General features: G+C 48.2%; 21 protein-coding genes. 9 read left to right on the top strand and 12 right to left on the bottom strand.

Going from position 1 to position 25,284, the window contains the following annotated elements; translation table 11 throughout:
- Positions 1-408: 408 nt before the first annotated feature.
- On the top strand, positions 409-6,075 hold the full coding sequence (locus SAPGRDRAFT_RS03260) for an alpha-2-macroglobulin family protein (protein WP_002657170.1): 5,667 nt from the start codon (positions 409-411) through the stop codon (positions 6,073-6,075).
- Positions 6,076-6,311: 236 nt separating this feature from the next.
- Here the strand turns inward: SAPGRDRAFT_RS03260 and SAPGRDRAFT_RS03265 are convergent, their stop codons facing one another.
- From SAPGRDRAFT_RS03265 to SAPGRDRAFT_RS03280, 4 genes are all read right to left on the bottom strand, one after another.
- Complete coding sequence (locus tag SAPGRDRAFT_RS03265) at positions 6,312-7,049, bottom strand: RluA family pseudouridine synthase (protein ID WP_002657171.1); 738 nt, start codon at positions 7,047-7,049, stop codon at positions 6,312-6,314.
- Positions 7,050-7,337: 288 nt separating this feature from the next.
- Positions 7,338-7,886: a hypothetical protein gene (locus tag SAPGRDRAFT_RS03270; RefSeq protein ID WP_002657172.1), complete on the bottom strand. Its 549-nt coding sequence runs from the start codon at positions 7,884-7,886 to the stop codon at positions 7,338-7,340.
- A gap of 199 nt (positions 7,887-8,085) precedes the next feature.
- Positions 8,086-8,943 carry a LysM peptidoglycan-binding domain-containing protein gene (locus tag SAPGRDRAFT_RS03275; protein ID WP_253271252.1) on the bottom strand — a complete coding sequence of 286 codons (858 nt, stop codon included), beginning with the start codon at positions 8,941-8,943 and terminating at the stop codon, positions 8,086-8,088.
- An 8-nt stretch (positions 8,944-8,951) separates the two neighbouring features.
- Positions 8,952-9,857: a DUF72 domain-containing protein gene (locus SAPGRDRAFT_RS03280; RefSeq protein WP_002657174.1), complete on the bottom strand. Its 906-nt coding sequence runs from the start codon at positions 9,855-9,857 to the stop codon at positions 8,952-8,954.
- A 109-nt stretch (positions 9,858-9,966) separates the two neighbouring features.
- Between SAPGRDRAFT_RS03280 and SAPGRDRAFT_RS03285 the strand changes: the two genes are divergently transcribed.
- The 7 genes from SAPGRDRAFT_RS03285 to SAPGRDRAFT_RS03315 all read left to right on the top strand — a co-directional run bounded on the left by SAPGRDRAFT_RS03285 (position 9,967) and on the right by SAPGRDRAFT_RS03315 (position 15,875).
- The gene (locus SAPGRDRAFT_RS03285) at positions 9,967-11,175 is read left to right on the top strand and encodes an exo-beta-N-acetylmuramidase NamZ family protein (protein WP_002657175.1); all 1,209 of its coding nucleotides are present in this window, start codon (positions 9,967-9,969) and stop codon (positions 11,173-11,175) included.
- A gap of 219 nt (positions 11,176-11,394) precedes the next feature.
- The gene (locus SAPGRDRAFT_RS03290; protein WP_002657176.1) at positions 11,395-11,901 is read left to right on the top strand and encodes a DUF4442 domain-containing protein; all 507 of its coding nucleotides are present in this window, start codon (positions 11,395-11,397) and stop codon (positions 11,899-11,901) included.
- 7 nt (positions 11,902-11,908) lie between these two features.
- Positions 11,909-12,685: an MbnP family protein gene (locus SAPGRDRAFT_RS03295; protein ID WP_002657177.1), complete on the top strand. Its 777-nt coding sequence runs from the start codon at positions 11,909-11,911 to the stop codon at positions 12,683-12,685.
- A gap of 261 nt (positions 12,686-12,946) precedes the next feature.
- Complete coding sequence (locus tag SAPGRDRAFT_RS03300) at positions 12,947-13,960, top strand: FAD:protein FMN transferase (protein WP_002657178.1); 1,014 nt, start codon at positions 12,947-12,949, stop codon at positions 13,958-13,960.
- 6 nt (positions 13,961-13,966) lie between these two features.
- Positions 13,967-14,428 carry a hypothetical protein gene (locus SAPGRDRAFT_RS03305; RefSeq protein WP_002657179.1) on the top strand — a complete coding sequence of 154 codons (462 nt, stop codon included), beginning with the start codon at positions 13,967-13,969 and terminating at the stop codon, positions 14,426-14,428.
- 265 nt (positions 14,429-14,693) lie between these two features.
- Positions 14,694-15,086, top strand: coding sequence for an energy transducer TonB (locus tag SAPGRDRAFT_RS03310; protein ID WP_002657180.1), 393 nt, complete (start codon positions 14,694-14,696; stop codon positions 15,084-15,086).
- A 48-nt stretch (positions 15,087-15,134) separates the two neighbouring features.
- Positions 15,135-15,875: an energy transducer TonB gene (locus SAPGRDRAFT_RS03315; protein ID WP_002657181.1), complete on the top strand. Its 741-nt coding sequence runs from the start codon at positions 15,135-15,137 to the stop codon at positions 15,873-15,875.
- A gap of 314 nt (positions 15,876-16,189) precedes the next feature.
- Here SAPGRDRAFT_RS03315 and SAPGRDRAFT_RS03320 read toward each other — a convergent pair whose 3' ends face one another.
- Together SAPGRDRAFT_RS03320 and dacB are read right to left on the bottom strand one after the other, a co-directional pair.
- The gene (locus SAPGRDRAFT_RS03320) at positions 16,190-17,077 is read right to left on the bottom strand and encodes a lysophospholipid acyltransferase family protein (protein ID WP_037349784.1); all 888 of its coding nucleotides are present in this window, start codon (positions 17,075-17,077) and stop codon (positions 16,190-16,192) included.
- A 164-nt stretch (positions 17,078-17,241) separates the two neighbouring features.
- Positions 17,242-18,702: a D-alanyl-D-alanine carboxypeptidase/D-alanyl-D-alanine endopeptidase gene (gene dacB / locus SAPGRDRAFT_RS03325; RefSeq protein ID WP_002657183.1), complete on the bottom strand. Its 1,461-nt coding sequence runs from the start codon at positions 18,700-18,702 to the stop codon at positions 17,242-17,244.
- A 142-nt stretch (positions 18,703-18,844) separates the two neighbouring features.
- Here dacB and trxA point away from each other — a divergent pair, with 142 nt between their 5' ends.
- Positions 18,845-19,165 carry a thioredoxin gene (trxA, locus tag SAPGRDRAFT_RS03330; RefSeq protein WP_002657184.1) on the top strand — a complete coding sequence of 107 codons (321 nt, stop codon included), beginning with the start codon at positions 18,845-18,847 and terminating at the stop codon, positions 19,163-19,165.
- 59 nt (positions 19,166-19,224) lie between these two features.
- On the opposite strand, the gene SAPGRDRAFT_RS03335 is transcribed toward trxA, so the two are convergent.
- The 6 genes from SAPGRDRAFT_RS03335 to ribD form a co-directional block, all read right to left on the bottom strand.
- Complete coding sequence (locus SAPGRDRAFT_RS03335; RefSeq protein WP_002657185.1) at positions 19,225-20,343, bottom strand: AAA family ATPase; 1,119 nt, start codon at positions 20,341-20,343, stop codon at positions 19,225-19,227.
- Between the two features lie 17 nt (positions 20,344-20,360).
- Positions 20,361-21,125: a leucine-rich repeat domain-containing protein gene (locus tag SAPGRDRAFT_RS03340; protein WP_002657186.1), complete on the bottom strand. Its 765-nt coding sequence runs from the start codon at positions 21,123-21,125 to the stop codon at positions 20,361-20,363.
- 3 nt (positions 21,126-21,128) lie between these two features.
- Positions 21,129-21,560, bottom strand: a complete 432-nt coding sequence (locus tag SAPGRDRAFT_RS03345) for a hypothetical protein (RefSeq protein ID WP_002657187.1) — start codon at positions 21,558-21,560, stop codon at positions 21,129-21,131.
- Between the two features lie 686 nt (positions 21,561-22,246).
- Entirely contained in the window at positions 22,247-23,008 is a 762-nt protein-coding gene (locus SAPGRDRAFT_RS03350) for a hypothetical protein (RefSeq protein ID WP_002657189.1), read from the bottom strand.
- 227 nt (positions 23,009-23,235) lie between these two features.
- Positions 23,236-24,138, bottom strand: a complete 903-nt coding sequence (locus SAPGRDRAFT_RS03355) for an EamA family transporter (protein WP_253271253.1) — start codon at positions 24,136-24,138, stop codon at positions 23,236-23,238.
- A gap of 3 nt (positions 24,139-24,141) precedes the next feature.
- Entirely contained in the window at positions 24,142-25,188 is a 1,047-nt protein-coding gene (ribD, locus tag SAPGRDRAFT_RS03360) for a bifunctional diaminohydroxyphosphoribosylaminopyrimidine deaminase/5-amino-6-(5-phosphoribosylamino)uracil reductase RibD (RefSeq protein WP_037349786.1), read from the bottom strand.
- Between the last annotated feature and the right edge of the window lie 96 nt (positions 25,189-25,284).

Genomic DNA, 25,284 nt, shown 5'->3' on the forward strand with positions numbered 1-25,284 from the left:
TGGCGGCTTTGGTCTGGCCTTCGGCCACCCGCTCCGCAGCGCTGGGCCGTTTGGCCCTTCGGGCCAAGGCGGCTGCGCCGCCCAAGCCTTTTTCTTCGCTTCTAGACAGATAAAAGGACGTTCTGTTTAGATTCTAAAGGAATCGCTTTATCTTAAATACCAAAGCCTTTTTGGGCCCTAGCAGGCGGCAAAGCCGCCGCAGGCTGAGGGATGGATAGTGGTGCGGCGAAGCCGCAGACCAAGCAAAAAACTTGTTTTTTTGTGAAGGGCCGAGCAGACCTGCGAGCCACGACAACCAGCCCCTATAGGGGCGCCAGTTCGACGACCAACGGGAGTACACAGCCCGACCCGCCCAAAGGGCGGGGCCGCCCCAAAACAAAACTTTCTTAACCTCTATTATACCTACCCATGCGTCAACTTATTTCCCCTTTATTTTGGAGCAGTCTACTGCTTTCGGGATTTTTACTGTTGGGCCTTTCTGCTTGTAGCAAAAAAGACAAGCCGCCCACAGATCAAGAGCTGTTTCAAGCCGCCGATGAATCCTACAAAAACTATATTTCGGCCTATACCGCAGGCCTGATTTCTGCAGCCGACCCCATTCGCATTCGCTTTTCTTCCGATTTGGCCAGCAAGGCCCAAATTGGCCAAGCCGCCCATGCCGAGCTACTGAGCTTTGAGCCCGCCCTAAAAGGAAAACTCTTTTGGGAAGATGCCGCTACACTTCGCTTTGAGCCCGCAGAAAACCTGCCCCAAAAGCAAAGCTTTCGGGCTATTTTGGACCTCAAAAAGCTGTTTAAAAAACTACCCGAGGGCCTAGAAAACTTTAAATTCGCCTTTAAGGCCCTCCCCCAAGACTTTGAAATTAGCAGCCATCGGATTTATATCCCCAAGGCCAATCAGGCCGATCAGCTAGAGCTAGAAGGCGCCCTCTATACCGCCGATGTGGCTAGCCCCGAAAGCGTCCAACAACTGTTGCAAATTGATTATCCGGGCCAAGAAAACCTAGAGCTGGTCTGGAAACATTTGGCCGACCAAAGAACCCATCAGTTTACCATCAGAAATATTCAGCTCAAAAAAGGCGGCGAAGATGGCCAACTCTTTTTGCGCTGGGATGGTCAAGCTTTGGGCCTAGATAAAAAGGGCGTGGACACCATCAATATGCCTTCAGAGCTCTTTAAGGTGGCCCAAGTTAAGGTGTTGAATGATGAGTCGGGTTATCCCTACTTCTCTGTTCAGTTTTCTCAGCCCTTGGCGCAGTATACTAGGCCAAGCCCTAACGATAATGCTATTCTGCCTAATAACAGTTTGCGGGAACTAGATTATCTCAGCATCTTTCAGTCAGACTATGAGGTGAGCCGTCGTTTTGACATTTTTGTCGAAAAGAACGAGCTCAAATGTATTCCTAGAAATAAAAATACGACGGGCGACTTTAAATTGGTCCTTAATGAGGACCTTCGTTCTTCTTCTGGCGATAAGCTCAAGGGAGAGCAAGAATTTACATTAGAGCTCCGCTCTGCGCAGCCTGCTGTGCGTTTATTGGGCCGAGGAAGTATTCTGCCCAACAACAAAGGGCTATTTCTCCCCTTTGAGGCCATCAACCTCAAGGCGGTAGATGTGCAGGTTGTTAAGATTTATGAAAATAATGTATTGCAATTTTTGCAAAAAAATGACCTCAATGATTTATACCTCAATTATATGGGTAGAGTGGTGGCCCAAAAAAGGGTCTCTTTGCAAGAACTGGCCCCCAATGCCAACCCCAATGAATGGACCCGCTACGCCTTGGCCCTAGACGAACTCGTTGAGCAAGAACCCGGCGCTATTTATCAGGTGGCTATCGCCTTTAGAAAAGAATACCAAGCCTTTGGTTGTGGCGCTTCGGCCTCTTTGGGCCTAGAAAGCACCCAAACTCTTTATCAGGAAGATGAAGAAAGCCAAGAGCTCATTAGCTTTTTTGAACGGCCAGAATTCTATAACTACAACTATAGCCGCCGAAATGACCCTTGTACAGATGACTATTATAATTATAGCCGCTTTGTTCGCCGCAACCTCTTAGCCTCTGATATTGGCATGATTGCCAAAAGAGGACCTAATAAAGAAATACTTGTTGCCCTAACCGACCTAAGAACTACCGAGCCCATTAGTCGAGCTACGGTAAAAATCTATGACCATTTTCAGCAACTTATGGCCGAACTACAAACGGATAGTGATGGCTTTGCTAAAACGACCACCAAATATCTACCTAGCTTAGTGGTTGCCGAATACAATAAGCAAAAAGGCTATTTGCGCATGCCGAAAGGCGGCAATCTTTCGCTAAGCCGCTTTGAAGTAGGCGGCAGCCGCAGCCAAAGCGTTAAAGGCTTAAAAGGGAGCTTGTATGGAGAAAGAGGCGTTTGGCGCCCCGGTGATTCTTTGTTCTTAACTGTAGTTTTGGAAAGCAAAGAAGAGCCCCTGCCCATGCAATATCCCCTAAAGTTGCAATTGCGCAACCCTCGCGGACAAATTGTTTATAGCCGCACAGAAGGGCAACACCTCAATGGCGTCTATAGCTTTAAGGTAAAAACCGAAGACAATGCCCCCACCGGAAACTGGTCGGCGGAGGTAGCTGCTGGTGGACTCAACTTTAGCAAAAGAATCATGATTGAAACGGTAAAACCCAACCGTCTCAAAATTGACTTGGACCTTGGAAAAGAGGAGCTCATGGCCGAAGACCGAGCGCTTAAGGCCGACCTCAAAGTGAAATGGCTACATGGTGCCCCAGCGGCCAAAATCCGTAGCCGAGTACAAATGAGCCTAGAGCCCATGCCTACTGATTTTGAGGAATATCCCGACTTTGTTTTTGATGATCCTACTCGCCTAAACTATAGCCGCAGCCCTTTTACGGTCTTTGATGCCAACCTAAACGAACAGGGCTTTGCCCAGCTTCAGGGCGAAATCAAAATGGAGGCCCTACCTGCGGGTAAACTCCGTGCGGGCTTTAATGTACGCGCCTTTGAATCTGGCGGAGACTTTAGCGTAGATAATTTCTCTATGCCTTTTTCTCCCTTTACGGCCTATGTCGGTATTGAGATCCCCAAAGATGCAGGGGGACGCAAAACCCTCAAGGTGAAAGATGGCAATACAATCAACTTAGTGGTGCTGGACCAAAATGGGCAGCCCCTTGCCAACAGAAAGGTCAAAGTTGGGCTCTACCGCCTAGACTGGCGCTGGTGGTGGGACAATGGCTATGAAAACCTTTCTCGTTTTAGCAGCAGCTATCACAAAGGGGCTATTTCTACCATAGAATTGACCACAGATGCCCAAGGTAAGGCCCTTTATCAAGTTACGCCCGAAGAATGGGGCCGCTATATGGTCCGAATCACCGAAGAAAGCAGCGGACACTGCACTGGAGATTTCTTCTATGCAGGTTCGCCTTGGGATGATAGCGATTTTGGCAATCGTTCTGCCGCTAGTATGCTGGCCTTTTCTGCAGACAAGGAGGTCTATGCCCCTGGTGAAGAGGTGGTCCTTCAATTGCCTGCTGGAAAAACGGGCCGAGCCCTTTTGAGCTTAGAAAATAGCAAAAAGATTTTGGAACATCGCTGGATTAAGATTCAGGATAACCCCAAGGGCATCCAAGAAATTCGCTTTAAGGTAAATGGCCAAATGAGCCCTACCATTTATGCGCACATTAGCTTGGTCCAACCACATCAGAATAGCCTCAACGACCTGCTTATCCGCAGCTATGGAGTCATTCCGATCCGAGTAGAAGACCCTGCCAGTCGCCTAGAGCCCCAACTAGAAATGCCTAGTAAGTTGCAGCCCAATAGTACGGTTAGCATTAAGGTCCAAGAGGCCAAAGGCCGCCCAATGACCTACACTATTGCCATGGTAGATGAGGGCTTACTCGACCTCACTCGCTTCAAAACGCCTGATCTCTGGCCCGAATTCTATAAAAAAGAAGCCTTGGGCGTAAAAACCTGGGACCTCTATGAGCAAGTTTTGGGTGCCTTTGGCCAACAACTAGATCGTATCATTACGATTGGTGGAGGTAGCGGCATTGACCCCGCACAAGCCAAAAAAGCCAACCGCTTTAAACCTATGGTTCGCTATTTGGGTCCTTTTGAGCTAAAAGCAGGCGCCAAAGCCGAACATCAAGTGAAAATTCCTAACTACATCGGTTCGGTTCGGACCATGTTGGTGGCGGTCCAAGATGCCGCTTATGGACAGGCAGAAAAAACAACTCCTGTCCGTAAGGACCTCATGACTTTGGCCTCTTTACCTAGAGTGCTATCGCCCAAAGAACGCTTGGCCCTTCCCGTTACCGTTTTTGCCATGGAAAAAGGCATTAAGGATGTAGAAGTTCGCTTAGAGACCAATGAATTACTACAGATTAAAGGAGAGAAAAGCAAAAAGCTCCGCTTTGAGCAAGTAGGAGAGCAAATGCTATCCTTTGATATTGAAGCCGCAGAAGGTTTGGGCGTAGCCAAAATTAAGGTAGTGGCCCAAGCTGCTGGTAAAACAGCTAGCTATGAGCTAGAGGTCCAAGTACGCAACCCCAATCCACGGATTAGCAAAACTTATGCGGCTGTCTTGCAACCCGGCGAAAACTGGGAAGAGTCCCTGGCCCGCATTGGAATGCCGGGCACCAACCGCGCTAGCCTAGAGCTTTCTCGTATTCCCGCCCTTAACCTACAAAAGCGATTGCACTACCTCAAACGCTACCCCTATGGTTGCGTTGAGCAAACTGTTTCTGCTGTTTTTGCCCAGTTGTATTTGGGTTCGCTCATGCCATTAAGCAAAAAAGAAACCGCCGAAATCGAGCAAAATGTAAAAGCGGCAATTAAGCGTTTGGCCCGCTTCCAAACTGCCACGGGCGGTTTTGCCTACTGGCCTGCTGGAAGCGAAGCTTCTGAATGGGGCAGCAGCTATGCTGGACACTTTTTGTTGGCGGCCAAAAAAGAAGGCTATTTGGTTCCTAAAGCTATGCTCGACAACTGGAGCAATTACCAAAAGAGTATGTCTCGCATTTGGAGAATGCCCAGAGGAGAACAACTCAACCAACGAGCCAATGCCCCTTTAATGCAAGCTTATCGCCTGTATACCTTGGCCCTAGCCGGTAAATCGGAATTGGCCGCCATGAACTTACTTCGCAATCAGCCTTTGCTCCCCAGCAATGCCAAATGGCGCTTGGCGGCAGCCTACGCCCTTACGGGCAATAGCCAATTGGCCAAAAATATGAGCAAAAACTTGCCAAAAGAAGTTGGTAGCTACCGAGAAATGAGCTACACCTACGGCTCTGACCTTCGAGATGAGGCCATGATTCTAGAAACGCTCAATCGTTTGGGACAAAAAACCGAGGCCGCCAAAGTCTTGCAGCAATTGGCCCAAAAACTCAGCTCAGATCGCTGGTACTCTACGCAGTCTACCGCCTATGCCCTTTTGGCCGCAGCCGATTTTGTCAAACAACAAAAAGGAGGCGCTCAGGCCAAAAATAGCTATAGCTTTAGCTTTGCCCAACTCAACGAAAGTGCTAGCTTAGAGCAAGCACCCATTTTTGAAACGGACTTGCCCGTTGGTAGCCAAGCCGAAGCCCTCAAGGTAAAAAATACTGGAGGAGGACCGCTTTTTGTTCAGGTTTTGCTAGAGGGACAAGCCCTGCAAGATGAAACCGAAGAAATTAGCAATGACCTTAAATTGACGGTGAACTACCAAGATTTGGAAGGCAAAAAGCTTGATATTAAACAAATTAAGCAAGGGACCGACTTTATTGCGATTGTAGAGGTAGCCAACCCTGGCCAAAGAGGCCGCTATGAAGAACTGGCCCTAGAGCAGGTTTTTCCCGCCGGTTGGGAGATTTTGTCTAACCGCATGAATGCCGCCTTGGGCGCAGGCAATAGCCGAGCCGATTATCAGGATATTCGCGATGATCGGGTGTATAGCTTCTTTGATTTGGGCGCAGGCCAAAAAATGACCTTCAAAATTTACTTGAATGCTGCCTATAAGGGCCGCTTTTACCTGCCTCATCAGTCTTGTGAGGCCATGTATGACCACAGCATTTTTGCCAATAAAGCTGGCGGTTGGGTAGAGGTAAACTAAGCCCTCTCTCCTATTCAAAAAGCGCTAATCGTCTCAGAGATGATTAGCGCTTTTTTGTTTTATTTTTTTCTGTTGGGGCCTCCGCTGCGGCTTCGCCTTGCGGCGCTATGTTTCGCAGCTCGCAGGTCTGCTCGGCCCTGCGGCAGCAAAGCTGCCTGGGTCTGGCCTTCGGCCACTGCTGCACAGCGCTAGGCCAACAAAAACTGCGGCCTTGCCGCAGTCCAGTAAAGCGCCAGTTAGGCCTTGGCCCATTTTCTCAATTGGCTGAGGGTAGCCCGCATATCTTTGGGGGGTTCTGCCTGAAAGCTCAAGCTTTCGCCAGAGCTAGGGTCTGCAATTTGCAATTGGTAAGCATGCAGGGGCACTCTTTTTAGCAGGGGGCGTTCTTCGGCATATTTGGCCGAGCGATATTTTCGGCCCTTAATTTCGGAGAGGAAAAACTGATCTTGGCCTCCGTAGCTAGGGTCTACCACTAGAGAGTGGCCCAAATGTTTGAGATGCAAGCGAATTTGGTGTGTGCGGCCAGTCAAGATATCGCAAGCGAGCAAGCTATGTTGTTTAAAGGTCTCTAGGGTCGAGTAATCGGTAATAGAGGGTTTGCCTTTTCGGGCGACGGCCATACGGCCAGCAATGCTAGGATGTTTTGCGATAGGGACATCGATGCGGCCCTCTTCTGGGTAGGGTTGGCCAAGGACCAGCGCCCAATAGGTCTTTTTGGTTTTCCGCTTTTCAAACTGAAGGCTTAAATTTTTGTGTGCTTCGGCTGTTCGGGCAAAGCAGATAATGCCTGAAGTATCTTTATCTAGGCGGTGGACGATATAGATTTCGCCAAAATCGGCTTGTAGCATATGATAGAGATTGGGTACTTCATCGGGGCGAAAGCGGTCGGGAATGCTGAGCAAGCCGGCAGTTTTATTGACGATGATAAAGTCTTTAGTTTCAGCGATGAGCTGATAGTTTGCTTTTTTTGCCATTTTATGTTAGCGTTCTGATGTGATGCGAAGGGGTTTTGGTCCTTTTTGTTGCGGCTGCAGGCCGCATTTTGGCGCCTGCAAGGCGTTTTTTTTTGGCCTAGCGCTGTGGAGCAGTGGCCTGAAGGGCCAGACCGAGCCAGCAAAGCTGGCGAAGGGCCGAGCGAATAGCGAGCTGTGCAACATAGCGCCGCAGCTTGCTGCGGAGGCCCCAAAGATCCAAAAAAAAAGCAGCTTCCGTAAATAATAGTTACGAAAGCTACTTTTGGGCCTTTAGAAAGCGGCCAGATATTAGAGTTGAGGCAATTCGATTAGGGCGGGGCTATTGGCATGGGTAAGTTCTAGGGCTTCGGCCTCTAGGTTTTTCTCTTTGATGCGGAAGCTCCCTTGGCTACCGTCGGGTCGGACCTTTAGTTGGCCCTTGATGATATAGGGGTGGCTCACCCATTGGTCTCGCCAAGAAATTTTGAGGTCCATGACCAGTTGGCTAGCGTCTAGATCGGCCTTGAGGACCTCTAGGCCGGGCGATTGAAAAGGCTCTGGATAAACGGCATTGATGGCATACCAAACAGAGGCCTTGGCCAATTCTTCGGGCTTATTACTTTTTCTTTTGTAGGGCCGCTTGAGTTGGGCAATTTTTAGGGGGCCAGCCTTGGGTCGGGTTTGTTCGGTGAGGGTACGAATTTCTTGACCCTCTAGGTCTTCATCCTCAAAAAAACCGTCAGAAATATAGACGGTTTCTTTAGGGAGGTTGAGTAAATCTAGATCATTGCCGGGGCTACAGGAGTAGGCTAAAAGGCAACTGAGCAAGAAGAGCAGATAAGAACTTTTATACTTCATACTGTCCATTTTAAGTTAGTAAAAACAGATCCTGAATGCGGGGACATTGAGGATTTTTTAGTAGTTAGGTTAGTTTTGAGTCGTCAATTGTCACAAATTAGTGAATAAATTATGTTTTTCTAGGCTTTTGAGTCGTCAAAATCACCACAATCTCTTTATTATCAGGAATAAATCCAAATATCAACTTGTTAAAACTCTATTATTTAACAAGCTTTCTAATTTTTACATATGCTTGAGCATCAAGGATTCCCAATGCTTGGGCGCTGATAGGGGAAAGCATAACAATAGAGCCTCTGGCGAAGGGCGTATCGGGTACGGGACCTAGAACTTTTGCATATATTCGGCGTTCAATCATAGGGTTTTCAATCAGAATTACGTCTCCAGTTTGGGCGCCATCATATAGAACATATAGGCCATTAGTTTGTTGGCTAAGTTGTTCATATTTGGGCCAACAGGCTCTGCCCTCCTCCATTTTTTCGGTTTTGCCTCTCATCAGGCCCATTTCATACTTTTTTCGCCATTTTCGGTTTTCTTCGGCCAGGGCGCCATCGAGTCCGGTATGTTTACTTAGGCTGTCACTAACTCCCTTCAAAGAGAACCAACCTACTTGTAGTCTTTGGCCTTCATAGAGCACGGCTGAGCTAAGTTGGTTGCGATTTTGGAGTAGTTCTACGGGCATATTAAAATGTTTTCGAGCGACTCGCCAGAGGGTTTCATTTGCTTTTACCTGATAATAGACCTTCACATAATTGCTATCAATATAGGGGCGAGGTTTGTTTCTTAAGATGGCCTTTGCGCTAATGGGAATGCGTAGTTTTTCGCCAACTTTGAGGCTACGTTTAGAGAGGCCAGGGTTACAATAGTAGAGGTCGGCTAATTTGATTTGGTAAAAGTTTTTCATGGAGTAAAGCGTTTGTTTGTGCTTTACTTGATGGAGCAAATACACTCTTCCGCCGTTAATATCTACAAAGACGCTATCTTCTGGGTAGAGTTTAATATTTTGCGCTTGCGTTAAATGACTTACGAAAAGAGCTAAGACAAGGATGAGATAAGGCATAAATTTCATTAAAATAGTTGGAGTTGGGGGTCTTGGTAAGGTTGTGGAATTTTGATGGACCAATCTGTTTTTTTGGCCAATTGTTCTGCCATATACTGGCAGATATCTGGGGCCAGGAGGTTGTCTGGTTCATGCAAAAAGAGATAAAACTCCTTCAATCCTTGGGATTGCAGGCTCATTATTTTTTCTATCCAGGCATCTACTCTTTGGTAATCGCTGGGAAGCAGGCCATTGCCCACAAAGCGGAGCATCAAAAGGGGGGCGGTTAGTTCGAGATGCAGTACATCTCTTCTTCCAGCGACATCTGTAATGCAAGTTCCTACTTTATAATGCTGCAAAAGGTCAAAATAGTCTTTGCGGGCAGCAGGATCGGCAAAAATACTGGCTTGGCGGGCTTCTATACAGATGGGGAAAAGGCTTTGGGGGTATTGTTTGAGGAACTGCTCGAGCAAAGGCAGCTTAGCGGGGCCAAAATGCGGGGGCAACTGCATAAATCCCCAGCCCAATCGGGGGCCGAGCTCCTGCATTCGTTCGGCAAAGCTTGGGCCTAGGCCCAGATTGATGCCTAGGTCGGCGGCATGGCTAATATTTTGGCCCAATTTGGGTGAAAATCGAAAGTTTTGGGGGCTCTCCTCTCGCCAGCGTTCCAATAATTCTACTTTGGGTAGTTGGTAATGGGTAGAATTCAGTTCTATGCCGTTAAATTGGGCCGCATAAGCTTTAAAATAATCTTTGGGCGCTGTTTTGGGCGGATAATAGCGCCCTACCCACTCCTTCATCGCCCAGCCAGTACAGCCAATATAGACCGCTGGCTGTTCTGGCCGTTCTTTGGCCAGAAGGGCAGTGCTTCGCTCGGCCAAATTGGGCAGCGAAAAATCTACTCTAGAGATATCTGTCAGTTTACCAAATTTCATTCCTTACTTTTTGAGAGCACAAAGATCTCGAACTCATTTTATTTTAGTCGCTAAAAGGCCTACTTTTTTTTAAGGGCAAAAGACGCTATCTTCAGCCAAAATCTAGAATATGCGCCCAGTTTACTTCCTTTTTGCCGCCATTTGTCTACCACTTTTCCTTTTTTGGCCGCCCAAAGAGGCCCCTGCTCAAACAGAGGTCTTTGATAACCAAATCAAAACAGGGGCCGAGCAAATGCACCACTACCTCCCTTTCCTCAAAGGTAAGCGGCTCGGTTTGTTGGTCAATCATAGCTCGGCTATTGGGGAAACGCATTTGGTAGATAGCTTGTTGGCCTTGGGCCTAAATGTAAAAAAGATTTTTGCCCCCGAGCATGGCTTTCGCGGAACGGCAGACCGAGGCGAAAAGATTTTGGATGCCAAGGACCCAAAAACGGGCTTGCCTATTGTTTCTCTTTATGGCAAAAACCGCAAGGCCAAGGCCGCAGAATTGGCCAATTTGGATCTCGTCATTTTTGATATCCAAGATGTGGGGGTTCGCTTTTATACCTATAGCTCTAGTATGACCTATATGATGGAGGCCTGCGCCCGAGCCAAAATTCCCTTTTTGGTCCTCGACCGCCCCAACCCTTTGGGCCATTATATAGATGGACCAATTCTGGAAAAAGAACAGCGCAGCTTTGTGGGCCTTCATCCCGTTCCGATTGTGCATGGCCTTACCTTGGCCGAATATGCCCGCATGATTAACGAGGAGTTTTGGTTGAGCGATAGCCTGCAATGCGATTTGAAATATGTGGCCTGCCTCAATTATCGACATGATAAATATTATGAGCTGCCCATTAAGCCCTCGCCCAATTTGCCCAATATGCGCAGCATTTATCTCTATCCGGGCCTCTGCCTTTTTGAGGGCACCCAATTTTCGGTTGGCCGAGGCACTCAAAAACAGTTTCAGTGCTATGGCCATCCGGCATTTCCCAGCCGCCAATATTCCTTCAAGCCTGTGCCTATGCCTGGGGCCAAGTCTCCGGTCCAAAATCAACAGCTCTGCTGGGGCGAGGACCTCTCTCTGATTTCTCTAGATAGCCTGCAGGCCCAAAAACAAATTCCCCTGCAGTATTTTTTAAAGGCCTACAAGGAGGCCCCCAGCAACTTAAAGCAAAAATTCTTTTCTCAAAAGGCTTTTTTCGATAAATTAGTGGGCAATAGCTGGCTCCGAACCGCCATCCAAAAGGGCGAAAACGAAGAGCAAATCCGAGCCCGCTGGGCCAAAGAACTAGAAGATTATAAGGTCTTGCGCCAAAAGTATTTACTTTATCCTTAAGTCTATATTTTGGGGCCTCCCGCAGCTAAGCTGCGGGCGCTATGTTGCGGGGCTCGCTGCTCGCTCGGCCCTTCGTTTTTCGCTGCGCTCAAAACTCGGTCTGGCCTTCGGCCACCCCTTCACAGCGCTAGGCCGTTTAGGGCCTGCGGCCCTAGGGCTGGCTATTCCGCCAGCCCGTCCCAACTCTTGTCATCATCAATCACCATCAATCATATTATTATGCAAGCTCCTATTTTAGGGCAACATGCCCCCGAGTTTATGAAATTGTTTTTGTCGCCCCTCAAGCAAAAGTTATTTTTGCTCAGCAAGCTGCCCGCAGCTTGGTTCATGGGGGTCAAAATGAAGACCCTAACGCCTGAGCGCTCTATTGTTCACTTGCCCTTTAGTTGGTACTCCAAAAACCCCTTTAAATCCACTTATTTTGCCGCCCAAGCCGCTGCAGCCGAACTCTCTACCGGGATCTTGGCCAATATGCAGCTCTACAAAGGGCCAAAAATGTCTATGTTGGTTACCGGTATGCGAGCAGAATACTTTAAAAAGGTCAATAAAACAGCTCGCTTTGTCTGCGAACAAGGCCAAGATATTAAGGCCTGTATGCAAAAAGCTATAGATACTGGAGAAGGCCAGCGAATTGAAATCATTTCAGAAGGCTATATGACTGGCCCTGACGGACAAGATATTTTGGTCTCTCGCTTTTATTTTGAATGGAGCTTTAAAGCGAAATAAACAATTTATGAAGTATTTATTTTGGACCTTAGGGTTCTTGCTTTTGGCTAGCTCCTGCGATTTGGAAGAAGGCTGCACCGACCCCATTGCCGAGAACTACGCCCCCGAGGCCGATACGGACTGTTGTTGCGAGTATTTTAATTTGCGCCTCAACCGCTCGGGCATTTGGGCCGATACCAGCAGCTTTAGTTGGTCTAGTAAGTATGCCGATATGCAGGGCGATAGCTTTCAGCTAGAGCAGTTCCACTTTTTTGTATCTTCCTTTGCCCTCCGCGATAGTAGTGGACAATGGTGGCAGGTACAGGATAGCCTACTCTACCCTTTGGCCAATGGCAGCAGCCGTTATTTGGCTAGCGATATTGCCATTTGGCGAAGCAATAGCTTTTTGTATGATTTGGGCCGTTTTGACCAAGCTAGAACCTTTGATCGCCTTCGCTTTTTGGTGGGCGCCCCTACCGACTGGGCCGATTTGGCCCCAAATGAAATAGAAAGCAGTTTGGCCCTCAGCAGTAGTTTTACGGCTAGTTTATATGAAAACTCCGCCTATCAATCGGCCCAGATGCAGGCTGTGTTGGGCAACGATAGCAGCCAATATATTCTGAATGACACTCTTTGGGTAGAACTCCCCTTGGCCCTTTCGGGCTCTTTTGATGAAGACCTCAGCTTAAGTATAGCCCTAGATTATTCGGATTTATTGCGAGGCATCGCCTTTAACAGAGATGATTCTAGCCAGATCGTCCAAAGCATTCGCCAAAATATGAGCGCTGCTTTTCAGATTCCCTAAAAAGGTATTCGTCGCAAAGCTCCTCATTCATCAATATAACCCGCCCACCCTCCCCTCCAATGGATTCCCTAAGGAATCCATTGGGGGAGCTTGGGCCATTTTTAGGTCCAGAAAGGCGCGAAGCGCCTTGGCCTAGTGATGTGTAGGGGTGGCCGAAGGCCAGACCCAGCCGCCTTTGGCGGCGCAGGGCCGAGCAGACCTGCGAGCCCCGAAACGTAACGCCCGCAGCTTGTCTGCGGGAGGCCCCCAAAAAAAAACAACATGAAAAACCTTATCTACCTTAGCCTAATCTTGCTACTGAGTTGCCAAGCAAAAGCCCCTCAAAATTCGGACTATTTAGAACTCAGTGGGCAGACCATGGGCAGCAGCTACAGCATTAGTTACCAAGACAGCCTAGGGCGCAACTTTGGTCCGGCCATCGACTCCCTGCTAGTAGCCATTAATGCCGAAGTATCGACCTACATTCCCAGCTCTACAATTAGTCAGTGGAACCAATCGGAAAAAGGCATCAAAATAGATGATCGCCCCCACTTTTTGCGCAACTACCTCTTGGCCAAACAAGTATTTCAAGAAAGTGAAGCTTGGTTAGACCCCAGCCTCATGCCTTTGGTTAATTATTGGGGCTTTGGCTATGCTCAAAAACGGCCCGTACTTGCCGTAGACAGCCAAAAAGTAGACAGCCTAAGGGCCCTTTGTGCCTTTGGGCAACTAGAGCTCGACAAAGGCTATTTGTATAAAACCAAAGCTGGCAACGAACTTGATTTTAGCGCCCTAGCCAAAGGCGATGCCGTAGATGAACTGGGCCGTTATTTAGCATCCCAAGGCGTTCGGAACTATATGGTTGAAATTGGGGGAGAGCTACGTTTGCGGGGACATCAGGAAGGTGCCCAAGGCTGGTATATTGGCATTAATTTGCCTAAAACAGAGGCGGGCCTAAAAGAAATTCAGAATATTGTCGAGATCAAGGACTATAGTTTGGCCACTTCTGGAAATTACCGTAACTTTTATGAAGTAGAGGGCCAAAAATATGCCCATACCATCAACCCCAAAACCGGTTATCCAGAAAAAAGCCAACTACTCAGCGCTTCTATTTTTGCCCCCAACTGTGGCCGAGCCGATGCCTGGGCCACCGCCTGCATGGCCATGGGCCTCCAACGCGCCCAACAACTACTGCCCCAACAAAAAGAACTAGAAGCCCACCTCATTTATGTCGATAGCTTAGGACAACTACAAAGCTGGTCGACCCCAAAAGCAAAAACTTGGATAAAAAAATAATGCCTTATGCGACTCCTCCTACTGCTCACTAGCCTCTTCTTCTTATTGCCAAGCCTAAGCGCCCAAGAAAAAGAACTAGCCGTAATGGCCCCCCTAATGCTCTCTGGAAAATGGACCGGCAAACTCACCCAAGACAAAGGCGGCATTGCCAAAACCTACTACTATGAAGTAGAACTCAGCCTCAACGGACAAGATATTGTCGGTACAGGCATGATCCGAGCCGGGCGCATGTTTGGCTATTTCAATATCAAAGGGAAATTAGAAGGGACCAAAGTGACCTTAGAAGATATAGAAATTACCAATGAAGAAATTAAGGAAAGAGCCGCCTGGTGCCTCAAAAAAATGCCCCTGCACTTCCGCTTCCAAGATCGTAAATACAAATTAATAGGGCCCTGGTCTGGAGCCGTCCCCTGGAGAGACTGCTCCCCCGGAGAAATCGAACTAGAAAAAGCCAGTATTCGGGCCTAGGTGGAATACCTAATTTATTAGTTATAGTAAAAACTTTTATTCCTAATATGGCCTTTAGAGGCAATTTTTCCCCTAAATTATGCCGCCGAAGCAAAATAATACAGTTTGGTCGCCAATCGCCCACAGAATAGATATTAGGAATAGGTCTTTTTGGTATGATTTTCAGAGAGGAGGACAAGAACAAATCTCTGCCTACAAAATAAGACTTATTAAGAACTACTGACTGCCCAGCTCTCCCCTTTTGGGCCTAGAAAAAAATGATATTATGAAACAAATCTTTGCCCTTTTTTTTCTCATTAGCAGCCTTGGTATTAGCCAAGTATACGCCCAAGAAGGAGAAGAGCCTCGCTTTCCCGGTTGTGAGGATGCCTTAGATTATGACTGCGCAGATATGAAAATGATGCAGTTCCTTTTTAGTAATCTCAAACACCCTCAGGCCGCCAAAGACGCTAATATACAAGGTACTGTTGTGGCTAGCTTTACCATAAAATCCGATGGCTCTATCAGCGACCCAAGCGTAAAGGAAGGACTTGGACATGGATGCGATGAAGAAGTTATCCGCCTAATCAATCTTATGCCCAAATGGATTCCAGGCACCGACCCCGAAGGCAATCCCATAGATCTGAAGTGGGAGATTGACGTGAAATTTAAGAATTAAAAAAAAAGACGGCGGCGCCGTCTTTTTTTTGGCCAACAGCTCTACACTATGCCTTATTACAGCCTGTTTTTCTGCCTCCTCCTCTCCGCCACGCTCTGGGCCCAAGAAAATCGCCCAGCACTCTTCCCCTCTTGTAGCGACCCACTCATTAGTCTAGCCCAACAAGAAGACTGCAGCCGCAAAAAACTCCTAGAATATATTCACCTGCATTGCCCCTACCCCGATACCGCCCTGCAAGAAGAAGTGGAGGGCCTAGTGGTCGCCGCTTTTGAAGTCGATGAAGAGGGCCAAATCGCTAAAGTCAAAATCCTAAAAGGAGTAAATAAGGCTATTAATGAGGCCGTTATGCAAACCCTCAGGGGCATCAAGGGCTTTCAGCCCGCCCTAAAAGATGGCCAGCCAAGCAAAAGCTGGATTGAGCTGCCTATCCGCTTCCAACTCAATAAATTACTGCATCTGGCCCAAGAAAATAAGTACCAATTGCTCTGGTCGGGCCCTAGCCAAAACAACCAACTCAAGAAAAGGGAACTACAAGCCCTCTTCCAAAATGAATCTCTTTTTGTCCGCAACATCCAAGGCCAAAACTTTAAGATTCAAGAACTAGAACTCAGCTACTGGCGCAAAAAAAAGCTACGAACCATCTACCTCAAAGCCCCCAAAGATTTCTGGACCGAAGAGGTCCAATCCCTCCTCAAAGATGTTCGCCGAAAAGGAAAGCTTTTTCTCCGAGCGCATATCCAAGATCGCTACGAAATAATTGTTGTACACAGAGATCTAGAACTGATTTAAGGGTTTGGGGCTGCCCCTTCCGCCGGCTGAAAAGCCAGCGCAAAGCGGTATCGCTTTGCGAAGCGATACAAAATGAGGGTTAGAACCCTCATGAATTATCGGGCGGGTCGGGCTGTGTCAGGGCTCGCAAGTCTGCTCGGCCCTGCAGTTTTTTCGCTACGCTCAAAAAACTTTGGTCTGGCCTTCGGCCCCCCTTTTCCATCCCTCAGCCTGCGGCCCTTCGGGCCTGCTAGACGCAAAAAGGGCCAAACAAGGCTCTGCTCCAGCCTAAAAGAGGGCAGAAAACCATGGTTTTCTGCCCTCTTTCTTTGGCCCTAGGCCTGCGGTGGCTTGTGCTTCCAGCGCTTATGCGACCAAAGCCAATAGGCGGGGTCCTTTCGGATTTGAGCCTCTACTTTGGCCATGTAAATCTGGCTGATTTCTTCGGCAGTATGCGCCTGTGGGTCCTTAATGAGTTCTTCAAAATGGACCTCATACACCCCTCTTTTTACTTTTTGTACATCAAAATAATAAATGGGAATATTATAGCCTTGGGCATAGCGGGCCGGGCCATGAATTGTGGCCGTCTGCTGACCAAAAAACTCCACCCAATGCGCCTTTTTCACACTGCTCGGGTTTTGGTCGGCAATGAGGACCAAAAGCGGAGACTGTAGGCGATGCGCCTCAAATTGCTTGGCCGTTTCATAGGTAGGAACAATCACATTACCCGACAAACTGCGGCCCTTAAACATCTCGGCCTCTATCAATTTATTGGCCATGGGTTTATAAATGACCATACTGAGCATAGGCGTCTGAAAGCCAAGACCAGCTCCGCCCCACTCCCAGTTATTGTAATGCGCCCCGGCCAAAACAGCCGCCCCTTGTTTTTGGGCAATGGGGTCAAAAATATCGCCATTGACCACCTTCCAGCGCTTTTCAGCCACTTCTTCACTCATGCTCAGGCCCTTGAGGCTCTCTAAAAAGATATCGCAAAGATGGCTATAAAACTGCCGTTCTATTTGGGTCCTTTCTGCTTCCGTTTTTTCTGGAAAACAACGCAGTAAATTATCGCGGACCACCTGTTTGCGGTAGCCCAACAACTTATAAAGGACCAAATAAAGAAAATTAGAGTAGGCATATAAGAGCCAAAAAGGCGTTAGCCGAAAGCTAAACCGTACTGTTTTAAAGGCCCAAAGCCCCAAGTGATCTGAAAATTTTGCCATAAGTTCTAAGTTGTAAAATGCGGCCAGGCCCTATTGGCCTAGCGCTGTGGAGGGGTGGCCCGCAGGGCCAGACCAAAGGCGAAACGAAGTGAAGCCTGCAGGGCCGAGCAGAGCTGCGAGCCCCGCAACATAGCGCCGCAGCGAAGCTGCGGAGGCCCCAAATCCTATTGATTATACTCGGCCATGGCCAGCAAGACTTTCTCTAGCTTTTTGCGGATGGTCCAGGATGCACAATTATAATTATTGACGATAATAGAAAACGCAATTCTGCGGCCCGAGCGGCTTTTGACATAGCCCGTATAAGAGCGAACTCGGTTCATGGAGCCGCCTTTGCCGTGCAGATTTTCCTCTAGGGCCGTTTTGCGGCCAAGGTACTTAAAAGTTCCTGTTTTACCCGCCACCGCCAATAGATTATAAAAATTGGGAAAGCTTTTTTGATCGATATAGACTTTGCGCATAATTTGGGCCATGGTTTTGGCGGGTACACCGTTGCGGGCAGAGAGTCCAGAGCCATCTTGCATAAAAAAGCCCTTAGTTGAAACGCCCCGCTTTTGCCAGAAGTCCATCAGGACACCAATGCCGGCCTCGGTAGAGGCCTCTTGCTTAAACTTTTTGCCCAAGGTTTTGAGGAAAGACTCGCAGTAGAGGTTTCGGCTAGCCTCATTCACATGCTGAATAATTTGGGCCAAAGGAGGCGAGTAATGCGTATGAAAACGGCGGCGTTTTTCGGCCATTTTGTAGTTTCGGTGCGTTACGGGTTGGCGCAAACAGCGAACCCCCTGCGCATTGAGCGAGCGCCAAAGCCAATGCGCCGCAAACAACTCTGGATTAGGCGCGGCCCCTTTTACCCTAAACTTCTTGCTGCCCTGAGGCAGACTTCCACGGATCCAAGCCTGGGGGTGATAAGGGGCCGTATAAATATAGGATTGGTCGCCAGAGCGGGGCTTGCCCGTTTCCAGCTCATTGATCACCTCTAGGCCGGGCACCTCAGGCTCGCAGCCCAAAAACTTGGGGCCCCGGCTTTGGCTGGCGCTCAGTTGAAAGCGCATATAGAAAAGATTATCGTGCAAATTGAGGCCAGACACCCCTGCTCCATAATGGTTGCCCATATCCATCCATTGCCAAGTAGGGACCATAATCGAATTGTCGTAATGGCTACCATCGCCAATAATGAGGCCTGTGATCTTTTGGATACCCGCCTTGCGGACCGCCTCACAAAACTCATTGGCCAAATCGTCTAGGCTAGGAATATCCTCCATATAAGGAGAGCCCAAACAGGGGTCGCCCGTTCCTTTGAAGTACAAATTGCCATGCAAAACCCCATCCTTGATGTAGCCATCATACTCCAAATAAGTAGCAAAACGATGATTTGCCCCCAAAAGGGCTAGGGTCGTGCTAGTGGTAATGGCCTTCAGGGTAGAAGCCGTGATCAGGGATTGTTCTGGATTTCGGCTGGCGATCAGTTCGTTTTTATCGATATCAATAGCGGCAAAACCGATAGAGGCGTAGCGGAGCTCTGGCGCCTGCTCAAACTCCTTAAGCGCCATTTCTAGGCGGTTTTGGCCCAAAATAAAGCTGGGCGAAAGCAGTAAAAAACAAAAGAAAAAGCTAAATTTGTTAGACATAATAGCGGGAATCTGTTAAATATATTTTAGGCGGTTTTCAGTTCTCAAACTTTATCGCTAATTTCGTTGTTACGACAACAAAATAATCAAAAGCCCTCGAGAAGGGCTCATATTTACAATATTTAAAACCAAAGATTGAATCATGGCCAAGGAAATCACAAATAGCAACTTCGATAGCCTAATACTTGAATCTGGACAAGTAGCACTTATTGACTTTTGGGCACAATGGTGTGGTCCTTGCCGCGCAATTGCTCCTATCATTGAAGACCTCTCTCAAGAGTTTGAAGGTAAAGCAATTGTAGGTAAAGTAGATATTGACCGCAACCAAGAGATTGCTATGAAGTATAATATCCGCTCTATTCCCACTATTCTTGTCATTAAGGATGGTGAGGTTGTAGACCGCCAAGTAGGGATGACTACAAAGGCTAAATTGAAGTCTAAATTGGAGCAGTACATCGTCTAATTGATACTGCCCTATTTTAAGAAAAGGAGCTTGACTTAAGGTCAAGCTCCTTTTTTGTTTTACATCTTCTGCAAAAGCAATTTGCCAATCTCGGGGTCGGTCATAATTACTTTAAGGTGCTTATTGGGCGAGGCCACTAAATCTTGGGCCATCGCCAAGCGGATGTCATTGGGCAGGAAGTCTATTTTGATAAAGGACTTTATATTTTGTAGCTGCTCTTTGTTGGGCTTGACGCTATTGATATTGAGAAAATTGACCAGTCGCGTACAAATGGTGGCCAAAATATCTACCCGCAAGCTGCCCTTAGCAACCACCGACTTAATAGGCGAAAGCACTTCTTTCTTAAAGTCTTTGGCGTTAAGGATATCTTCTGGGCTAATCAATTTGGCCAAGTTGTTATTGACAAAAGAGAGAAAGGCTGCCACCGTATTGCTATCCAAGGCCGAATCGGCTAGTAGCTGAACAAGGCCCAACTCTGCGGAAAGATCGGGAATATCACTAATTGACTCAAAGAATTGCACCAAGGAACGGGGGGTGGTCCGTTCTCCCGTGAGCAACTCTGGATAGGTCAATACAAAGTTGATTCCCCTAGGGTCCAAACCATATTCCTCGGCCCATTTGGCCCATTCTTTCACATCAAATTCCATAGTAATGTGCATCATGCGGGTGAGCATGGCATCATCCATGGGCGTAACCGAATAATCGCCCCCATCGGGGTTGGCCGTTAGCACAATCTGCCAACCTTTGGGCAACTTCCAGCTCACTAGTTCATAGTTTTGCAGCAGCTGCATAATTCCTCTAAGTATGCGGTCATCGGCTCGGTTGACATCATCAATTAAGAGAATACCTGGCCCTTCTTCTTGGGGCACCCAATTGGGTGGAGAGAAACGAGTTTGGCCCTCCTCATCAATTCGGGGCATACCCAGCAAATCACCCATTTCCTCAAATTGAGCTGGTGCTATATAAGCCAACTGATAGCCCTTTTCTCGAGCCATGCTTTCTACCAACTGCGTTTTGCCAATTCCATGCTTTCCCCAAATGCAAATGGGTGTTTTAGGGCGGTTTTGCGCCTCCATCCGCGCATTAGTTTTTAGAATATGCTCCACAAAGCTGCGAAGTTCTGAGGCATTGGTTTTGGTACCGTAATAAAGGTAGTGATGTTGTTCTGCTATAGACATAAGTGGGAAAATTCTTCCTAAAAATAAATATTTACATCGCTTAGCTGGCGACTAAGGTTGCGCTTTTGGCTGGCCGATAATTGGTTGCGCTCTAGATGCAGCATTTGCAAACTACTCATTTGTGGCAGATTATAAGGCAGGCGCTCAATTTGATTGTCGCCTAGGTCCAAAATCCGAAGTTTGGGCAGGGCACAAAGCTCTTCGGGCAGGCGCTTTAGCTGATTGCCCCGAACAATCAGTTTCTCTAGATTTTGTAGCTGGGCCAAAGCCCTAGGCAATTCGGTTAGCTGATTGTCCATCAAAACCAAGGCTTGGAGTTGCTCCAACTGGGCCAAGACATTGGGCAGCTGGCTCAGACTACAGCTATTTAGCGAAAGCGAACGCAAAAGAGAGAGCTCGCCCAAACTTTCAGGCAGCTCCCCCAAAGGATTATAATGGATCTGTAGCCGCTCCAAAGCCCGAAGTTCCGCCAAATTATCAGGCAATTTAGGCAGGTAGTTGTGGCTCAGACTCAGGCTACGCAAATTGGCAAAGTAGCCCAAGGGCTGCGGCAGCTCGGCCAAGGGCTCATAATGCAAACTCCAGTCGGTTAAGGCCCCCAAAAGCGCTTCCTGAGCAGTTTCTACCGCCCAATACAAACCCGCTGGCTGCCGAACAATCAGTTCTGCCAGAGCCGAATCAGCTGGCAGGGGAGCAAAGGACTGCGCCAAGATAAACCCCAGCTCCCAGCCCTCTTCCGCTGCCAATAAACGCTTTAAATTTGCTAGTTCTGCCGCTTGCATAGACTATTTTTTCTTTTCCATTTCTTCAGACACCTTGACCACCTCTTCCGCCAATTTACGAAGGTCTTTTTGAGCCGCCGCATTGGGATCCTCCGCAGAACGAGCCGATTTTGCATTCTGTCCTGCTGCAAGCATTTCTTTAATGCGCTGACGCTCAGCCTCCAAATCTTTCAGTTTCTGAGCATAGTCTTGGTCCTCATCAGCCTCTTTGAGGTTATCAATGGCCTTGTCCAATTTGTCTAAAACCTCATCATAGGTGCCCGCTTCAACCTTGTCCTTCTCATGATTAAAGACCTCCACTACAGTCTGCCCAAAGTCTTTAGCAGAACCCAATAACTTATTGCGAACCGCCTTGTCTTCTGGCGTTCCCAATACAGACACATAGATAATCCAACCAATTAAGGCTACTACTACCAAAGAAATTAGCTTTTTCATACGCTTGTTTTTAGTTTTTGAATAAGAATATTTTTTGGGGCCTCCGCCTCCCTTCGGTCGTCGGCGGTTACTCCCTTCGGTCGTCGAACTGCAAACTAAAGTTCTTGTTGTCGTTTCCCAGCTCGCTGCTATTTTGGGGCCTCCGCCTCCCTTCGGTCGTCGGCGGTTACTCCCTTCGGTCGTCGAACTGCGAACTAAAGTTCTTGTTGTCGTTTCCCAGCTCGCTGCTATTTTGGGGCCTCCGCCTCCCTTCGGTCGTCGGCGGTTACTCCCTTCGGTCGTCGAACTGCGAACTAAAGTTCTTGTTGTCGTTTCCCAGCTCGCTGCTATTTTGGGGCCTCCGCCTCCCTTCGGTCGTCGGCGGTTACTCCCTTCGGTCGTCGAACTGCGAACTAAAGTTCTTGTTGTCGTTTCCCAGCTCGCTGCTATTTTGGGGCCTCCGCCTCCCTTCGGTCGTCGGCGGTTACTCCCTTCGGTCGTCGAACTGCGAACTAAAGTTCTTGTTGTCGTTTCCCAGCTCGCTGCTATTTTGGGGCCTCCGCCTCCCTTCGGTCGTCGGCGCTACGTTTCGCAGCTCGCTGTTCGCTCGGCCCTGCGCAAAAAACAAGTTTTTGCTGGGTCTGCGGCTGCGCCGCACTGCTGCACATCGCTAGGCCATTCAAGGACCCTACTTAGCGCCTGTTTAGCTATTCTACTTTTTTTTCTAATTTTGTTCTTTTATCTGCTTTAGGACTGCGACTATAGCGAAGCTGCTCCTCTTTGCTCAGAAAAGGAACCACCAAAGATAATTGGAGGCCGAATTGCCCGCCTTTTTGCGTCATTTCATTAAAGCCCACATTTTGATCAAAATTAAAATCCTGCTGCAAAGCCTGTAGATCGAAAGGACGATACGCCCGATAATATGGCCGAATCTTAAAGATATAAAATAAGCGGTCTCGTTGCTCTTTTTTTAGCAAAAAGCGAAAAGGAAAGGCCAATTCTGCATAAAGCTCGCCCCAAATATTATAGTTCTTTATCGGGACCAGATAATCGCCCCCAAAAGAATAGCGATAACGCATCTGCCCCATATGCAAACTGGCCCCTATACTATGAAACTTTGACTTAAGAGGCCGAAAGCCCAGACTGGCATCCGCAGAGATAAGGCTATATTCCAACTCTACCCTTTCCTTGAGCAGTTGCGGATTGACACTGCTGATCTTCCGCCCAAAATAGCCAAATCCCAGGCTAACATTGGTTCGCTCGGCATAACGCCCCAGCCCAAACCGATAACCATGCAAGGCTCGCAAATCGCCTAAGTTATGCCCCTCTCGTTCATTAAATTCTGTAATAATGGCAGAGAGCTCATCCGACTGAAAGCTGCTGTATTCATAGCCCCCATAGGCATAGTATTGCCCCCAGCTGGCTCCCGCATAAAAAAGAAATAAGAGTAAGAAAGTAATCTGTTTCATGATACTATTTTAAGTAAATGTAATCTCTAGTTCTTGGCGCAGTCTTCTCTAGGGCAGGGCAAAGCCCTGCCCTGCTCGGGCTGGCGGAACCGCCAGCCCTTTCTCGGCTGAGGGATGGAAAGTGGGGCGGCGAAGCCGCAGACCAAGGCGCTTTGCGCCGAAGGGCCGAGCAGACCTGCGAGCCACGACACAGCCCGACCCGACCAAAGGGAGGGGCAGCCCCAAAATCATTGAGAATAAGCCATCAATAAGATAGCGAAAATGGCTAAAAGCACCCCAATATAATTTATTTTTGACAAACGTTCACGAAAGAAAAAGAGCCCCAATAAGGCTGTCGCCACCACAATACTAATGTTGTTGATGGGCAAAACAACTGATTTATCCCAAACCTTGAAGGCCAGCAGCAAAAAGACGATCGAGAAGTAGTTGGGGATGCCCAAAGCTATACCACCCCCTACATTTTTCCAAGACCAACGGGCCTTGGCAGTTAGCAATTGATAGAGGTAAACCACCGCCCCTAGCAAGCCCGCCGAAGCAAAGATGGCCGTAGTAAAAGCCGCCGATTCTTCCTCTGTCCCCCCTAAAATGCTTTGCTGCACATACTGTAAAAGGACCTCAATCAGGCCACTGCCGCTAAAGCTATAGATAGGAAAAAACCAAAGCAATAGCAGGCTGCCGCCCTGGGCCAAATACTGCTGCCGCTCTTGTTTTCGGCTATCGCCCGCTACTAATTTTTCGGGCCAATTGCTGGCCAATACAGCCGCAAAGGCCAAGCCCAAACCAATAATTTTTAAGCTGTCCGCAGGCTCTTTAAGGGCAATAATAGCATAGGGCACCGAAACCAAAAGCGACATCTTTTGGAGGACCGAAGAAATAGTTATCCCAAATAAACGCACCGTCAGGCCCACCGCATAAAAACAACTGATGAAGATGATCCCCAAAATGAAGGCGTAGGGCATATAAGGTGCGCCCAAATCAAACAATTGACCATTGTATAGCCCCCCCGCCAATACACAGACAAAGTAGTTGATTACAATAGCCCCAAAGGTGTCTACCCCAAAGCGAGGAAAAAGCTTGAAGACCGTAATCAAGACCGTTGAGCAAAAGATACTCAAAAGAAGATATAACACAGTTTAGTCGTTGCGGTAATAAATTTCTACCCGATTATCAAATAGAGGCGCTACGCTCCTCAAATAGTTTTTGGGCGCTATGGGCGCCGCAATGCCTTGGCCCAAAATATCAGAAGATCGCAAAATGCGAATCTCATCCCAAAGGCCCGCCGATAGAAAGCTCTGCAAAAGCTGCGCTCCGCCCTCTACTAAGACCGATTGTAGGTCTAGCTGCTGCCAATCAACGCAAAGTTCCTCCAAAAGCTGCTCATAGGGAAGTTGGACAAAGCTTAGATTCTTTTGCTCTAAGGCGGGTGGAATGGCCCGATACACTCTTGTGGCTTGCTGTCCATCAAATAGTTGCAAGCCCATAGGCAACTGCCCCTCTCGGTCCAAAACCATCCGCAGCGGCTGCCGACCAAAATGATGGCGATTGCTCAAGGCGGGATTATCTACCGCTGCCGTTTTTCGACCCACAAGTATAGCCGACTCCTGGCTGCGCCAACGGTGATTGATCCGACTAGAGATGGGGTTGGAGATCCGAAGGTTCTCCCCTGCTCGCCCCATAATATCATCTAAAGAACAGGCCCACTTGAGGATAATATAGGGGCGTTTTTGCCCAATATGCCGAAAAAAACGTCGATTCAGCCAGGCCGCTTCTTCTTCCAAAACCCCTACTTTCACCTCATGCCCCAAAGCCTTCAAGCGAGCAATGCTCTTGCCCCCCACCTTCTCAAAGGGGTCGGCTTGGGCAATGACCACTCTTGGAATCTTATGCCGCACAATCAAATCTACACAAGGGGGCGTTCGGCCATGATGAAAACAAGGCTCTAAGGTCACATAGATGGTCGATTGGGCCAAAAGCGACTGATCTTGGACCGAGCGAACTGCCAAGACCTCCGCATGCGGCTCTCCCGCCTGCTGATGAAAACCCTCCCCAATGATGCGCCCCTGATGCACAATCACCGCTCCCACCCTAGGGTTGGGCTGCTGACTCCCCCCACTCAAACGAGCCAAAGAGATGGCCCGACTCATATATTTTTTGTCTAATTTTTCTATTGTCTCTTTCATGGCCCAAAGCTAATACTTTTTTCGATTTTGAATTGCTTCACCTCCCCCCTGCTTTCCCCCTCCTAGCCGCAAATTATAGAGAGCGAAAAGCGCAAA

It is taken from the genome of Saprospira grandis DSM 2844, assembly GCF_000275825.1.
GTDB lineage: Bacteria > Bacteroidota > Bacteroidia > Chitinophagales > Saprospiraceae > Saprospira > Saprospira grandis_A.